This is a genomic window from Pseudomonas sp. NCHU5216 (genome assembly GCF_052156495.1).
Taxonomy (GTDB): domain Bacteria; phylum Pseudomonadota; class Gammaproteobacteria; order Pseudomonadales; family Pseudomonadaceae; genus Aquipseudomonas.
The window spans coordinates 29,514-44,965 of the sequence record NZ_JBQLIX010000011.1 but is presented as its reverse complement, the minus strand read 5'-3'; the positions used below and the strand labels follow the sequence as shown (position 1 = coordinate 44,965).

Below are 15,452 nucleotides of genomic sequence, written 5' to 3'. Positions count from 1 at the left end.
CGAACGAGCTGATAGTTCTGACGTAATTACTCCGCTCCGAGAGACTGCTTCTGGCCGACCTCTGCCGATCATGACAGGCAGAGGTCGGCCAAGAGTGGACTGAATGATGCTGTCACCTTTTCTCTCAGGCCATAGGCGATGTTTCAACTGCAGTGCCCAGCGGCTCCATGCTCTGCTCGCGTCTTGCGGTCAGGAACAGGGCGCCACTCGGGCACCCTGCGAATGGTTTCGCGCTAGTGCGCGCGCTTGGCGGCTCAGATCGCCTGGCCGCCGGAGACCTCGATACGTTGGGCATTAATCCAACGACTCTGCTCGCCGAGCAGGCTGGCGATCATCGGGCCAATATCGTCTGGCACGCCAACGCGGCCGAGCGCGGTCATGTCTGCGAACACCTTGTTCAGATCCGGCATGTCGCGCACCGCACCGCCCAGAAAATCTGTCTCGATTGCACCCGGCGCCACAGTGTTGACGGCAATACCCCGGCTACCCAGTTCCTTGGCCATATACAGGCTAAGTACCTCTACCGCGCCCTTGACCGCCGAGTAGGCGGAGAAGCCGGGATAGGAAATGCGAGTCAGCCCCGAAGAGATATTGACGATACGACCTCCGTCGGCCAGCAACGGCAGCAATGCCTGGGTGAGGAAGAACACGCCTTTAAAATGCACGTTCACCAAAGCATCGAATTGCGATTCGGTGGTCTCGGCAATCGAGGCCATGTCCCCGTGACCGGCGTTGTTCACCAGATGATCGAAGTTTTCACGCTGCCAGGTCTCGCGCAACGCCTGTTGCAGGCGCTGCACGAAGGCAGGGAAAGTGGTGACGTCGGCGGCGTCCAATTGCAGCGCGACAGCCTTACGCCCCAGCGCTTCTACTTCGGCGACCACGGCCAGTGCGTTGTCGGCCTGGCTGTGGTAGGTGACAACCACGTCGCTACCCTGACGCGCGATACTCAGGGCGGTGTTACGGCCGAGGCCACGGCTGGAACCGGTTACGATAGCGATCTTGGTCATGGTAAAAATCCTCTGCTTCGTGAATGGGATTTCATTCTGTGATCTACGCGGTAATCCCGTCCTTACCGGAACCTCGAAGCTTTTTGCCTATTTCTCCAATGGTGAGCTACGTGCCCAAGCTCAGCTTGAGGAAGCACCGATGAGCGCAGCACTGCTGAAGATCGTTCGCGAGTATCTGGATAGACATGTCGGCCCTAATGGACATGCCCAAAACCCAATTTCCGGGTTGACCATCATCCGTACGCATGAACCCAGTGGGCTGGATTACGCCATTACCCGGCCTCTCGCTTGTCTCGTCCTGCAAGGTTGCAAACAGGTGATGATGGGAATTCAGACCTTTACCTTCAGCGCGGGAGATTCCCTGCTGATCACCGCCGATGTACCGACGGTCAGTCAGATTGTTCAGGCGAGTCCCGAGGCACCGTACATTTCGCTGGTGATCGATCTGAATCCCGGCTTGCTCACCGAGTTAATGGAGGAAATGAAGACCACTCCGGGCCCCGAAGCGGCACCGATAAAGATCGAACCGACTGACGCTGAGGTCGCTGAAGCGGCACTGCGGCTGATGCGCTTGCTGGATCGCCCGGCTTCAGCGACGGTGCTGCATGCGTCGTTGATGCGTGAGCTGCATTACTGGTTACTTGCTGGGCGACATGGTTCGGCAATCAGTCGTCTAGGCTGGCCGGACGGCCATGCGCAGCGTATCGCGCGGGCAGTGACCGTGCTGCGTAGCGAGTTCAATCGCCCCTTGCCGGTGGAGCATCTGGCCTCCATAGCCGGCATGAGCACATCCTCATTCCATAATCATTTCCGCAAGCACACGTCGCTTACGCCACTGCAGTTTCAGAAGCAGCTACGGTTGATCGAGGCGCGTCGCCTGATGATCGGGGAGGGAGTCTCGTCCAGTACTGCAGCATTCACCGTAGGCTATGAAAGCGTGTCGCAGTTCAGTCGCGAATACCGCCGCCTGTTCGGCATGCCGCCGGGCCGACATACGGCTGGCGCTTGCTGACCACGCGCAGCCCCCGCTTGGTACAGCAACGCGGCTCACGTCGAAACGTCGACAGGCCCTAGAAATGGGATTTGAGTGGAAAGCTCCGCTGTCAGAACTCTCTTAGGCTCTGTACGAAAAGTCGTCGAGCGAAGGTCAGGCAAGGCGAAATTGCTCGAAGAAGCGGAGTTTACGCGTTGTAAACGAGCATTCTGACCGGGCTGGCGTACCAGAGCGATTTCAACGCAGCATCACCGAGCGCAGGCACTTTTCGTACACAGCCTAGCCCATTGATCCATCAAGCGTGACAGTCGATGCCATACTGTCCGTTCAAGTTGCCTAACCGTCCAAGGCTGGCCAACGCATGTGGTGAAGCTCTGGCTCATTAAACCCCGTCTCATTGCCCTGGCGGGAGACAGCGGCACGCTACCAGTTCGGAGCGCCCCCCTACCCCATCAGCTTATACGGGCGCCAAGAAGCGCGAGGAGCATGAGGGACGCCAGGTCATCTGGCTGTACAAGTCATACTGCAGCCTCGAGAAAGCCAACCTTAATTGGCCGTCCCGCAGAATTACGCTCGGGCACAAAAAGTCGGTGAAACTCTTCTAATAGTCCATTTACTCTAGGCCTGAGCTCGGTTTGGCGCCTGTCCCCTTAAACCGGGACAAGTCCTGGAGTTAGCAGGATACTGGCGGATTGACTATAAGCTTTTGTCCCTGTTTTCGGCGACAGACACCCCTTGGTTCACTCTGTAGTTTCGACGCATCAGATGGCCGAATCACTGCATGGCTCGGCACTGTAGACGTTTAATGTAAAGCGCTACGGACAGCGGTGTACCGGAGCCTGTGACGAGAGGGAACGATGAATTCCAAGCTACAGGAAACAGGTAAGCGTTCCGCCTACTTCTTGGCCTTGGGGCGCTTGATATCAAGTGTAGGCAGCCATGAGTTCGTGTCTCATATGCACGACCTGATTAATGATTCGGTGCCCATTGATCTGACCCAGATCAGTGAATGGACCATTGATGAAAACGAGCGCAAGGTGATCAACACCTGGCTTATCGGCACTGCGCCAGCCGTCTCTGGAACTTGCCCACAGGATCATGATTGGCTACTGGGGCGCTTGCTCGAATCTGAAGAAGCCCCGCTCATACATAACAAGTACCCCAACGCGATGATCAAGGAGCCGACTCCCTGCCTTGATGCCTGGTGTTGTAACGTCGCCTCCAGAAAGTCCAACCGTTACTGGCTGATTTCTCTACACCGCCATACCCCGCAGAAAGACTTCTCCATTCATGAGCTTTCGTTTCTGAAAAATTTCTCAGAAACGCTGTTGCCCTTGCTCGAACGTCATGCCCAGGCGACCCGGGAACTCTGTGACCTGCCGCAGATGACGCCCGACACTTCCGGAGGGCGAGAGCTGCAACGCAACTTCAACGAGAAGCTCAAACTCACCGATACTCAGCTATCGATGCGTGAGCGCGAGATCTGCCTGGGTTTGCTGGCCGGCGCCACAGTCCCGGAAATGGCTGAAAAACTTCATGTGAAAAACAGCTCCATTGAAACCTATTTGAAGCGTGCGGCTGCCAAACTGGGAGTGAAGGGACGTCACGGACTGGTCAAATGGATGATCGGAATGAGCCAGGGCGGTTGAGCGCCGCTACCAAGCCTCCTTCATTGACCGAAGCTCGCAGGTAGTTCAGAAAAGGTTGTGCCCATGTTTCGCTATTCCCCCGCTTGGCTGACGCTCGCATTGCTCAGCGGTTGCTCACTGATTCCCGATTACCATCGCCCTGCTTCACCAGTGCCTGAAACCTACGCTCAGAGCAGCGCAGCGCTGAGTCCTGGCGACGCAACGGGATACGGCTGGCAGGATGTGTTCCGCGACCCGGCGCTGGTGCAGCTACTGGACACGGCAATGGCCAACAATCGTGATCTGCGTGTTGCACTGCTCAATATGCAGGCCTTTCAGGCGCAATACCGCATCCAGCGCAGTGCGCTGTTTCCCAGCGTTTTAGTGCAAGCTTCCGGCACCCGCCAGAGCGTACCGCCGGATCTGTCCCCTTTGGGGGTACGCAGTACAGGGGGCAATTACTCGGTCGGGCTGGGAATCAGCGCATACGAACTGGATCTGTTCGGCCGCAACCGCAGCCTGAGCCAGGAAAAGATTGAGCAGTATCTGGCCCAGGAACAGGCCCAGCGCAGCACCCGGCTGAGCCTGATCGGCAACGTTGCCACGGCTTATCTGACCTGGCGGGCAGACCAGGAACAACTGGCGCTGGCACGACAGACCCTGGAGACCTACGAAAAGAGCCTGCTACTGACCACTCAGCAGCTCAGTGCCGGAGGTGCCACGGCCCTGGCCCAGAGCCAGGCCAGCACCCAGGTTGAGGGGGGCCGGGCACGGGTGGCGCAATATCAGCGACAAGTGGAGCAAGGTCAGAACAACCTGCAACTGCTCACCGGCGCCCCCGTACAGGTAACCGTCCCTAGCGAGCCAATCAGTGATGGCCTGATCGCCCAGATGCCGGCCGGCCTGCCCTCGCAGTTGCTGCAACGCCGACCGGACATCCTGCAGGCCGAGCACCAGCTCAGGGCGGCCGATGCCAACATCGGTGCCGCACGGGCGGCGTTCTTTCCTAGCATCACCCTCACCGCCAATGGCGGCACGGCCAGCAGCGAGCTGTCCGGGTTGTTCAAGGCAGGCTCCAAAGCCTGGACCTTCCAGCCGCAGATCAACATCCCGCTGTTCAATGCCGGCAATCTGCGCGCCAGCCTCGATTACGCCAAGATCCAGAAAGACATGGGCGTCGCGCGATACGAGAAAAGTATTCAGACCGCGTTTCAGGAAGTGTCCGATGGTTTGGCCGCGCGTCAGACTTACCGACAACAAGTCAGCGCCCAGCTTGAACTGGTCAAGGCCAGCGAGAAGTACTACCGGCTCGCCGAATCACGTTATCGAGAGGGACTCGACAGCAGCTTGACTTTCCTGGATGCCCAACGCTCTTTGTACAGTTCGCAAAGTTCGTTGATTGATGTTCGCCTCGCTCAGCTAACAGCCGAGGTCAACCTTTACAAGGCTCTGGGGGGCGATTGGCAGCCGCCCCGGGCGTTATAGATTTATCGAGCGGTTACTTAGGGAAACGCTGAATGTAACTTCCAGAACCAGGTGAAACACTCGGCCTGGTAGCCCCTGGATGATAGCCCAATGAAACAGATGATCTTCGCATGACTCAATTTCCATCGACTGCTGGAGAAGAATAAGCTGGCTGCCGGCATTCTTGGTGTCATCAATGGCGACCTCGGGCGACCGAGGACAGTCATTACTCCAGGGCACCATTGTCGACGCCACGCTGATTCATGCGCCAGTTCGACCAAGAGCAAGGAAGGCAATGGCCTCCGCAGGCTGGAGGCCAGAAACGGAGAAACAAGCGGGTGATCTGAGTGCTTTTGATCAGATGACCACTTTCAAAACCGGCAGCCACCGAAGTCGATTTTTTATCGGGTGCTTCCATTATCCATCTGCGTCATTTTATTCAAACAGCCGTTTGCCATATTCAAACGCTTGTTAGCTAAGTTCAAACAAGCGTTTGGTGTAATCAAACAACTGTTTGTGGTCGCTTTTCATGCTGTTCGTGGTCGCTTTTCATGTTGCAAAAGTCGCTGAAAAACAAATATCTATTGCTATATGGATGCAGACTTAAGGATGCGGTTTTAAGCGATAGCATATTGATGTCAATATTTTCAACGTCCGGGCCGACTACAAAATGTGAGCTGGGATGAAGAAATATCGGTGGTAGTGCTAGATAATGTCAGCCTCACTGACCTTGAATCCAAACTTGGTCTTCTCGGTAAGTGATAGCATTTAGCCCTATTCAAATAACTCTTTGCTTTGTACGCGTTAACTGCCTGTCGAATCCAGGAGATCAGGGTTATGCCCAATAATTCATCGCCGTAGTGCCTCCCCCCTTCTTAAAAATCACACGCCTTTTTCGCCTGAGCTCATTAATGCCTTTTTATTGCAATGGTATTACTCAATTCGATTATTGAGTCATGGTTATCGAATTTAGAAGGGAGATTTGATGAACATCCAACAGCTCTTTCCGCACTTGGGAAAAGTGATTGCTGGCACCGGTAGTCGACATTTCACACGGTTGCTTCACGATCTGATCAATACCTTGCTACCAGTGGACGTGACGCACGTCAGCCAATACCGAACCAGCTCCGGTATCCCGGTAGCCGGCCCGGTACCCCGAAACTGCATCGGCAACGCTTCGCTTCATAACGCCCCACCTCCCGAACCCATCGTGCTGAGCCTGGAACAACTCAAGGCGGCGCAACTTTACGCAAGCGCCAGCGACAACGCTCGGGTCATGGCGGGCCGGGCCGATATTGAGCTGGTAAAGGTTCCTGGGCATTGCCAGATGCATCTGGCGTCCTACCAGCAAAAGAATGGTCATCGCTGCGTGATTTCGGTATTCCGCAATGTCTCATGCGAACCCTTCACGGCCCAGGAGCGTGCCAAGCTCAAAGACCTGGCACTGATGCTGCTGCCGATCATCGAAGAACACATCGCAAGCATCACGCCGTCCACCGGTAATGTCACGGCACTGCATGGTCGCACTCCGCAGGTTCCCGCCCTCAATGGCCTGCGCGAGCGTTTCCAGGAGCGCTTGTGCGCCTGCGAGCTGCAACTTTCCGAGCGTGAAACCGAAGTGTGCATCGGTCTGCTGGCGGGGCATACGGTGCCAGAGCTGGCCGAGCGCCTGGCGCTGAAGGTCAGCACCGTGGAGAGCTATTTCAAGCGTGCCGCGGTGAAGATGAGCATCAATGGCCGCCGCGCCCTGTTGCGCTGGCTGCATGCCAGTGACCCGGCAGAAAACATCCAATTGCTGCGGGGCGCCTGATCGGCCTTTGCGGATACCTATTCAAGGTGGTGGCAGGCCGGCTGGATTCAGCCGTTCTGCCACCACCTTGAAGCTCCCTGTCCCCCCCCTCCTCCGCTTGCGAATTCAGCCGCAAAAGGCCGGGCAAGCCCGCGCATCTGGCAATGAAGGGTTTGCAGTCCTCGCTGCTGAAGCCGCTCCTATGCGCGGAGCGGCTACCGGTTTCGGCCAATCAATCCCGCGCCAACGCGTTGATCGGGTCCAGGCGCGCCGCATTGCGTGCCGGCACGAAACCGAACACCACGCCGATCAGGGTCGAGCACAGGAACGCAGTGATGATCGAGCCCAGCGAGAAGACCATCTGCCACTCTTTCACCACCAGCGAGAACAGGTAGCCGATCGCGAACGACAAGCCGATGCCGATCACCCCGCCCAGCAGGCAGACCATCACCGCCTCGACGAGGAACTGCTGGCGAATGTCCGAGGCCCGCGCGCCCACCGCCATGCGGATACCGATCTCGCGGGTCCGCTCGGTCACCGACACCAGCATGATGTTCATCACGCCGATCCCGCCCACCACCAGCGAGATGATCGCGATCAGCGACAACAGCAGCGCCAGCGACTGGCTGGTCTTCTGCACCGTCTGCAGGATGGTGTCGAGGTTGTAGGTGAAGAAGTCCTTGGTGCCGTGGCGCTGCTCCAGCAACTTGGTGACCTTCTCCTCGACCAACTTGCTGGGCTGGCCGTCCTTGACCCGCACGGTAATGCTGTCCAGGTAACGCTGGCCCAACAGGCGCCCCGAGGCGGTTTCATAGGGCATCCACACGTTGAGGTTCTTGCTGGTGACGAACACGCTTTTCTTGTCTTCGGTCACGCCGATCACCGTGCACGGCAGGTTGTCGACCAGAATCACCTGGCCCAGCGGGTTAGTGCCTTTGGGGAACAGCCGATCTCGGGTGTTGTGGTCGATCACCACCACCTGGGCCTGGCGTCGGCTGTCCTGTGCAGTGAACCCTACCCCCTCGCCCAGCTTGATGCCGCGCACGCGGAAGTAGTTGTCGCCCACGCCGTTCACCGTCGCGGTCAGATCCTGATTGCGATAGCGCAGCAGCAGGTTGCGACCGACGTTGGGCGTGGCGCTGTCGATGTAGTACTCGTTCGCCAGCGCCGCCACGTCACCCAACGACAGGGTTTCGATCGATGCCGAGCGACTGTCGCCCCAGTCAGTGCCGGGAAACACTTCGATGGTGGTGCTGCCGATCGCCGCGATGTCGTTGAGTACATAACGCTTGGCGCCCTCGCCGACGGCAACGATCGACACCACCGAGGTGATGCCGATGATGATCCCCAGCATGGTCAGCAAGGTACGCATGCGGTGGGAAACCAGTGCGATCCAGGCCATGCTGAAGGCTTCGCGGAACAGCTCCAGGCGCGCGATCAGCCGACTGCTGCGCCGATTCTTGTCGGGCAGCGCCTGGGGCTGCGGGGCCTGGGCCTGGATCGGCTCGGGGTTGATGCGGTCGGCGACGATACGCCCGTCGCTGATCTCGATGATACGCCGGGCATGCGCCGCGACCTTCTCATCGTGGGTGACCAGAATCACTGTGCGCCCGGCAGCATTGAGCTCCAGCAGGATATTCATCACTTCCCGGCCGCTGGCCGTGTCCAGGGCACCGGTCGGTTCGTCGGCAAGGATGATCTCGCCACCGTTGATCAACGCCCGGGCGATGCTCACCCGCTGCTGCTGGCCACCCGACAGTTGATTGGGCCGATTGGCCAGGTGCCCGCCGAGCCCCAGGCGGTTGAGCAGTGCCTCGGCACGATCGGTACGCGCGGTCTCGCTCACCCCGGCATAGATGGCCGGCATCTCGACGTTGTTGACCGCACTGAGGTGGCCGAGCAGGTGGTAACGCTGGAAGATGAAACCAAAATGCTCACGGCGCAGCGCCGCCAACTCATCGTTGGCCAGGCTGTGAACCTCGCGGCCGCCCACCTTGTAGCTGCCCTCGTCGGCGCGATCCAGGCAGCCGAGCACGTTCATCAGGGTCGATTTGCCTGACCCGGAAGCGCCGACGATGGCCACCAGCTCACCGGGCTGCACCGTCAGGTCGATGTTGTCCAGGGCGATGAAGTCCGTGTCGCCACCGCTGAAGCGCCGGGTGACGCCACGCAGTTCCAGCAGCGGCTCGCTCATGCGCCACCCCCTGCCGTGCTGGCGATCGCGGTATCTGGCGTTGCCTCGCCGATCACCACCTGGTCACCCTCCTCCAGGCCCTGTTCGATCTGCACCCGCACATAGTTGTTGATGCCGGTGCGCACCTGGCGGGTCTGCGGCTTGCCCTGGGCATCGAGTACCCGTACTTCATAAAGGCCATCCTCTCCCTGTGCGCCCAATGCCGCCACCGGCACGCTGAGCACGTTGCGGGCCTTGTCGAGCACGATATGCACCTGCGCGGTCATCGAGATACGCAGGCGTTGCTCGGGGTTCGGCACGTCGAACAGCGCGTTGTAGAACACCGCGGTGTTCTGCCGAGAACTGCTGTTGGCCTGGGTTTCCAGGAAGTTCTGCGGCGCCGGTTCGATACCGCGCAGCGTGGCGTGATAGCGTTTGTCGGGCTCGCCCAGAATGGTGAAGTACACCTCCTGGCCCGGCTTGATGTGGATCACATCGGCCTCCGAGACCTGGGCCTTGACCGTCATGGTGCTCAGGTCGGCGAGCTTGAGCAGTACCGGCGCCAGTTGCTGGGCGATCACGGTCTGGCCCTCCTGGGTGACGATGCCCACCACCGTACCGTCGATGGGCGCGTTGATGCGCGTGTAGTCGAGGTTCACCTGGGCGGTTTCGATCTGGATCTTGGCATCCTGCAACTGCGCATCCAGGACGTGCAGGTTGGCGCGCTGTACCTGGAATTCGGACCTGGCGGCTTCGTAGTCTTTCCTCGATACCGCTTCGGTGGGCAGCAGCCGCTGTGCGCGCTCATAGTCCGCCTTGGCCATGGCCAGTTGTGCGCGCGTCGCCTCGCGCCTGGCCGCCAGTTCCTGGGCATTCACCTGCGCCTGGCGCAGCGAGTTGCGCAGCACCACTGGGTCGATCTCGGCCAGCCACTGGCCCTTCTTCACCTCGTCGCCCAGCTTGACCTTGAGGCTTTTCAGCTGCCCGGAAACCTGGGCACCGACATCCACCTGCTTGACCCCCTGCAGAATGCCGGTGGCCAGCACCGAGTTCTCGATGTCACCTCGCTCCGCCCGTGCGGTCAGGTATTGCGGCGCGCTCTCTTCCGAGCGCGTGCTGGCATAGACCAGGCCGCCAATGACCAGCAAGGCGGTGAGGATGATGCTCTTTCGGTATTTGAACTTAGCCATATCGAACCATGCTTGTGTGAGAACGTGCCCGGCCGGCGGCCGGGCCCAGGTAGCAACGCCTTACTGTTCAAGCCCCTCCCGCCACCACTGCGCCAGGCGCAGCACATGGGCGCCCTTGAGCATGGTGAAATGGTTGCCCGGCCCGTGCCATACCGTCAGCTTCGGCACCCGCGCCGCCCAACCGTCCCGCATCGCCTGTTGTTCACGCAGGTTGTGCGCGCTGTCGAGGGTGGGGTCTTCGGCCAGTACCAGGCGTACCGGACCGTCATAGCTCTGGCTCGGCTGATAGCGGGTGCGCAGCGCCGTGGCGAAGGCACGCATCGGCCCCTCCATGGCTGTAGCCGGTGAGCGCGCCGGCAGAATCCCGGCGCTCACCATGCCCGCGTGCAGCAGGCGCATCTGCTGCAGGTCATCGGCGGCTTCCAGTTGCGCCGGGTCGATGCCCAGTGCCTTGCCGCTGGCCAGCTGAATCGCCTCGATCAGGCGCCGCAGGGCCTGGGTCTGGGTATAGGGCCGCCCGACCACACCGTTGCCGCCGGGCGCTTCACTGTCGATCAGGGTCAGCGAAGCCACCTCGCGACCCTGCGCTTGCAGGCGCAGGGCCATTTCGTAGGCCACCCAGCCACCGAAGGAGTGCCCGATCAGATGCACCGGGCCATTCGGCTGTACCGTAGCGACCGCCGTGAGGTAGGCCGTGGCAGCGGTTTCCACCGTCCCGAACGGCACGCTGACGCCGTCCAGGCCGCGCGGTTGCAGACCGTGCAAGGGCCACTGCGCACCCAGTGCGCCGGCCAGCTCGATGAACCCGGTCACGCTGTCACCGGCCCCCGGCACACAGAACACCGGCACCTGGCCTGGCTGGCCCGACTGGATCGTCAACAGTGGCTGGAACGGCGCCGCCGGGGTCGGCTGCGGCGCGCTCGCCATGGCCGCGTCGATGGCCGCGCCCAGCGCCTCAACCTGCGGCGTCAGCATCATGCTCTGGTGGTCGCCCGGCACTTCGACGCGAAGTAGCTGGTTGCGCGGCAACAGGGTGTCCCAGCCCAGCCAGCCGTCATGGGCCGGGGCATCGGCGGCACGTTCGGCGGCCACGAACAGGTGCACCGCCAGCGGCAACGGATACGGCCGGTAATGCGCCAGTCCGTGGCCGTGGGCTACTTCCCTGGCCAGGTAATGCCGCAGGGCCTGCTCATCGAGCTCGACCAGCGCCGGTGGCAACAGGCGCTGCTGCGTGCAGAAGGCCAGGGTCTGCTCGAAGTCAGCCTGCTGGGCCAGCACCTTGCCAGCATCCAGGGCCTGTCGGGTGCGCGCCTGCTCGGTGGCATCCTGGGTGGTCGCCGCCAGGAACACTTCGCAGCGGTCCAGCAGGTGAATGCCCAGGGCCGCAGGACCGCTCCAGCGCGCCCGCCCCTGGTCGACCAGGCGTGGGTAATAGCTGTCGAGCAGGCCCAGGAAGGCCACCTGCTGGTTCTGCGCCAATAGCTGGTTGGCCATTTCATAGGCCAGGATGCCGCCGAACGACCAGCCGGCGAGCCGGTAAGGGCCTTGCGGCTGCACCTCGCGCATCAGCCCGATCAGGCGGCTGGCCATGCATTCCAGGGTTTGCAGCGGTGCCTCGCCCCAAGGCTGCGCCGGCAGGCCATAGACCGGCACGTCCGCGCCGATGTGCTTGCCCAGTACCGGGAAGTACAGATCCAGCCCGCTGAATTCGTGCACCAGGAACAGTGCCGCCTGATTACCACCACTACGCACCTTTATTGCCCCCTCTATGGCCGGCGCCTGTGCCACGCGCAGGCGTAAGTGGCGGGCCATGGCCGCCACGCTGTCATGTTCGAACACCTCGGCCAGGCTCACTTGCAGATCCGCCTGGGCCAGTGCACCGACCAGGCGCACAGCGAGCAACGAATGCCCGCCCGCTTCGAAGAAGCGTTCGTGGCGGCCAATGCGCTCGGCCCCCAGTACCTGTGCCCACAGCGTCGCCAGGGTGCTCTCCAGCCCTTCGGCCGGCGCCTCGTAGCCCTGGCCGCTGAAGGCCGGCTCGGCCGGTGCCGGCAAGGCGGCGACGTCGAGCTTGCCGTTGGCGGTGTGCGGCAAGGCCGCCACCTGCACATAGGCGGCCGGCACCATGTAGTCGGGCAACGCAGCGCGCATGTGCTCACGCAATTGCGCCGGGGTGGGTGCCTGCTGGCTGGTGAACCAGGCCACCAGTTGCCGATCGCCCCCCTCACGTTGCAACACCTGGACGGTGGCCTGTTCGACGGCGTCATGGATAGCCAGGCGGGCCTGGATTTCACCCAGCTCGATGCGATAGCCACGCAGTTTGATCTGCTGGTCGGCGCGCCCCAGGTAATGCAGGCTGCCGTCGGCCCCCCAGCAGCCCAGGTCGCCGCTGCGGTACAGGCGTGCGCCGGGCTGCTCGCTGAACGGGTCGGCAATGAATGCCGCGGCGCTGAGCTGCGGCCGGTTCAGGTAGCCCAGGGCCACACCATCACCGCCAATGCAGATTTCCCCGGCCACGCCCACCGGCACCGGCTGTTGGCGCTCATCGAGCACATACACCTGAGTGTTCGACAGCGGCCGACCAATCGGCAGGCTCACGGCCTCCGGTGCCACCTCCGTGACGAGATGGGTGGTGGCGAAGGTCGTGGTTTCGGTCGGGCCGTAGGCGTGGATCAGGGTCTGGCTCGGCGCCAGGTTGCGCATCGTGCGGAACACCGCCACATCGGCCCGCTCGCCACCGCTGAGCAGTACGCGCACGCCGGCCAGCGCCGCGCCGATCAGGCTCACGTACTGGTTGAACACTGCCGTGGTGAGGAACAGCACCGACACCTGCTGCTCAGTCAGCGCCTGCGCCAGTCGTTCGGGCGCCAGCAGGCAGTCGTGGTCGATCACCACCACCCGCCCGCCGTTGAGCAGCGCCCCCCAGACTTCCAGGGTGCTGGCATCGAACGCCGGGTTGGAGGCAAACGCCACCCGATCATCCGGCGAGAACGCCATGAAGCCATTGTTCAGCACCAGGCGGCTGACACCCCGCTGTGGCGCCACCACGCCCTTGGGCGTGCCGGTCGAGCCTGAGGTGTACAGCACATAAGCCGCCGAGTCGCCGTCGACCCCTTGCGGCTCGAGGTAATCCTGCGGCGCGCCGCTGTCTTGCGTGACATCCAGCCAGCGGCTGCCGGCGGGCAGCTCGTGGCCAGCCACGCTCAGGGTCAGCAGCGCCCCGCTGTCCTGCAGGATCGCCTGCTGGCGGGCCTGCGGTGCATGGCGGTCGAGCGGAACATAGGCTGCGCCACACTTGAGCACTGCCAGGGCGCTGACCAGCCAGTGCAGCGAGCGATCCAGCAGCAGCGCCACACGGTCGCCCGGGCCGACACCTTCGCTGCGCAGGCGCGCCGCCAGGGCGTTGGCCTGCTGATCGAGTTCGCGGTAGCGGGTGAGCTGGCCATTGTGCTCCACGGCCACGGCCTCCGGCTGGCGCGCCACCATGGCAGCGAACAGCCGGTGCAGCGGCTGCTCGCCGGGGTAGTCGGCCTGCGTCTGGTTGAAGCCCAGCAGCAGTTGATGACGCTCGGCCAGCGGCAGTAACGGCACATCGTGCACGGGTTGCGTCGGCGCATGCTGCAGCGCTTCGGCCAGCCCTTCGAGGCAATGTTCCAGGTACTGGCACAGACGTTCGGCGCCCGCCTGGGGCAAGGCCTGGGCGCTGAGCATCAGCCCTTCGCCGAGGTCGTCGACGCTCATCACGATCGGGTAGTTGCTCCACTCCTCGCCGCCCAGGCCCTCGATACCCGTCCAGGCATCACTGCTCTGCGCGTCGCCGCCCAGCGCCGTGTGGCGGAAGTTGAGCAGCGTATTGAACAGTGGTGCCGGCGCCTGCACTGCACTGCAGCGCAAGGCCTGCGCCAGTGAGGCATGTTCGTGGCCCAGCAGCGCGGCCAGCGCCGCATGCGCGTCACGCAGTGCCTGTTCGGTGCCCAGGGCGCCGGCTTCAAGACGCAGAGGCAGGGTGTTGATCAGCAGCCCGAGCGTCCGGTCGGCCCCCTCGCCGCCTTGCAGACGGCCCATCAGCACCGTACCGAACACCACCGACTGCTGCCCGCTGAGCACGCTGAGCACCCGCGCCCAGGCCAGGTGCACCAGGCTGGCCAGGCTCACCCCGGCACTGCGAGCACAGGCTCGCAGACGCAGGTTCAGTGCCTCGGGCAGTACACGGCGCGCCTGTTCGAGGGTGCTGGCGTCCACGGCCACGTCTTCGATACCGAAGGCCAGCGTGGCCTGGCTGACTTCGCCCAGCATGGCCTCGAAGAACTGCTGATGACTTTCGGCGCTGGAGCCCAGGCGGGCCTGGGCCACGTAGTTGCGATACGGCACTGGCGCGGGCAACTGCGCCTGGTTACCGCTCAGCCAGGCCTGCATTTCCTCGCGCACGGTGTCCAGCGCCGTGTGGTCGAGCACCAGGTGGTGGAACAGCAACAGGCCGATCCAGCGCTGCTGCTCGTCATCATAGGCACATACCCACTGCAGCATGGGGGCCTGGCGTACATCGAGGCGTGTCACACGCGGGTCGAAACGTTCACGCAGTTGCGTGCCCAGGTCACCCTCACGCGGATCCAGTGCCAGCACCTGCATCGGCAGCGCCGCGTCGCGCAGTACCACCTGCAGCGGCTCGCCAAGCCCTTGCCAATGCACGGCCGTGCGCAGAATGTCGTGCCGCGCGATCACCCCGCGAAGGGCATCGCAGAAGGCCTGCATACGGTCATGATCGGCGAAGGTGAACAGCGCCTGTTGCAAGTAGGCATCACCCTGCTCGGACGACAGGTGATGGTAAAGGATGCCTTCCTGCAACGGCGCCAGCGGGTAGATGTCCTGCACGTTGGCCGCACCGCCGGGCACCTTGTCCAGCAGCCGATCCAGCTCGTCCTGGCTCAGCGTCACCAGCGGCAGCATCGCCGGGGTGATGCGCTCGCAGCCCTCGGCCGGAATCAGGTTGGCCGGTACGGCCACCTCCTGGCCCTGCCCCACGGCGCCCGCCAGGGCGGCCAGGGTCGGCTGGCCGAACAGCACGCGCACGTCGGCATTGAGGCCCGCTTTACGCATGCGCTCGATCAAGGTCACCGCCAGCAGCGAATGGCCACCCAGTTCGAAGAAGTGGTCATGCCGCCCTACCTGCTCGACATTCAGCAACTCGGCCCACAACTGCGCCA

8 protein-coding genes and 2 pseudogenes (1 of these 10 only partly in view) are annotated in these 15,452 nt (G+C 62.2%); 5 read left to right on the top strand and 5 right to left on the bottom strand.

Features of this window, described 5'->3' with window-relative positions; all coding sequences use genetic code 11:
• Positions 1–254: 254 nt before the first annotated feature.
• On the bottom strand, positions 255–1,010 hold the full coding sequence (locus ACSVIK_RS10450) for an SDR family NAD(P)-dependent oxidoreductase (RefSeq protein WP_442444272.1): 756 nt from the start codon (positions 1,008–1,010) through the stop codon (positions 255–257).
• Positions 1,011–1,149: 139 nt separating this feature from the next.
• Here ACSVIK_RS10450 and ACSVIK_RS10445 point away from each other — a divergent pair, with 139 nt between their 5' ends.
• On the top strand, positions 1,150–2,022 hold the full coding sequence (locus ACSVIK_RS10445) for an AraC family transcriptional regulator N-terminal domain-containing protein (RefSeq protein ID WP_442444271.1): 873 nt from the start codon (positions 1,150–1,152) through the stop codon (positions 2,020–2,022).
• 311 nt (positions 2,023–2,333) lie between these two features.
• On the opposite strand, the pseudogene ACSVIK_RS10440 reads toward ACSVIK_RS10445, so the two are convergent.
• Positions 2,334–2,456: pseudogene (locus ACSVIK_RS10440) on the bottom strand (DUF4113 domain-containing protein); the annotation flags it as partial.
• Between the two features lie 405 nt (positions 2,457–2,861).
• On the opposite strand from ACSVIK_RS10440, the gene ACSVIK_RS10435 reads away from it, so the two are divergent.
• The 4 genes and pseudogenes from ACSVIK_RS10435 to ACSVIK_RS10420 all read left to right on the top strand — a co-directional run bounded on the left by ACSVIK_RS10435 (position 2,862) and on the right by ACSVIK_RS10420 (position 6,906).
• On the top strand, positions 2,862–3,653 hold the full coding sequence (locus tag ACSVIK_RS10435) for a helix-turn-helix transcriptional regulator (protein ID WP_442444270.1): 792 nt from the start codon (positions 2,862–2,864) through the stop codon (positions 3,651–3,653).
• 63 nt (positions 3,654–3,716) lie between these two features.
• The gene (locus tag ACSVIK_RS10430) at positions 3,717–5,117 is read left to right on the top strand and encodes an efflux transporter outer membrane subunit (protein WP_442444269.1); all 1,401 of its coding nucleotides are present in this window, start codon (positions 3,717–3,719) and stop codon (positions 5,115–5,117) included.
• A gap of 114 nt (positions 5,118–5,231) precedes the next feature.
• Positions 5,232–5,390 (top strand): annotated as a pseudogene (locus ACSVIK_RS10425) (IS5/IS1182 family transposase); the annotation flags it as partial.
• A gap of 691 nt (positions 5,391–6,081) precedes the next feature.
• Positions 6,082–6,906, top strand: coding sequence for a helix-turn-helix transcriptional regulator (locus ACSVIK_RS10420; protein WP_442444268.1), 825 nt, complete (start codon positions 6,082–6,084; stop codon positions 6,904–6,906).
• Positions 6,907–7,117: 211 nt separating this feature from the next.
• Here the strand turns inward: ACSVIK_RS10420 and ACSVIK_RS10415 are convergent, their stop codons facing one another.
• The 3 genes in view from ACSVIK_RS10415 to ACSVIK_RS10405 are tightly spaced (at most 60 nt apart) and all read right to left on the bottom strand, a layout consistent with a single transcriptional unit that may run on beyond the window.
• Complete coding sequence (locus tag ACSVIK_RS10415) at positions 7,118–9,079, bottom strand: MacB family efflux pump subunit (RefSeq protein ID WP_442444267.1); 1,962 nt, start codon at positions 9,077–9,079, stop codon at positions 7,118–7,120.
• Positions 9,076–10,248, bottom strand: coding sequence for a macrolide transporter subunit MacA (gene macA / locus ACSVIK_RS10410; RefSeq protein ID WP_442444266.1), 1,173 nt, complete (start codon positions 10,246–10,248; stop codon positions 9,076–9,078). The genes ACSVIK_RS10415 and macA overlap by 4 nt, the downstream gene beginning before the upstream one ends.
• A 60-nt stretch (positions 10,249–10,308) precedes the next feature.
• Positions 10,309–15,452: the end of a non-ribosomal peptide synthase/polyketide synthase gene (locus tag ACSVIK_RS10405; protein WP_442444265.1), read on the bottom strand. Its footprint extends 25,603 nt past the window's final position; 5,144 of the gene's 30,747 nt are visible here — the last part of the coding sequence; the start codon falls outside the window, past its right edge; it ends in the stop codon at positions 10,309–10,311.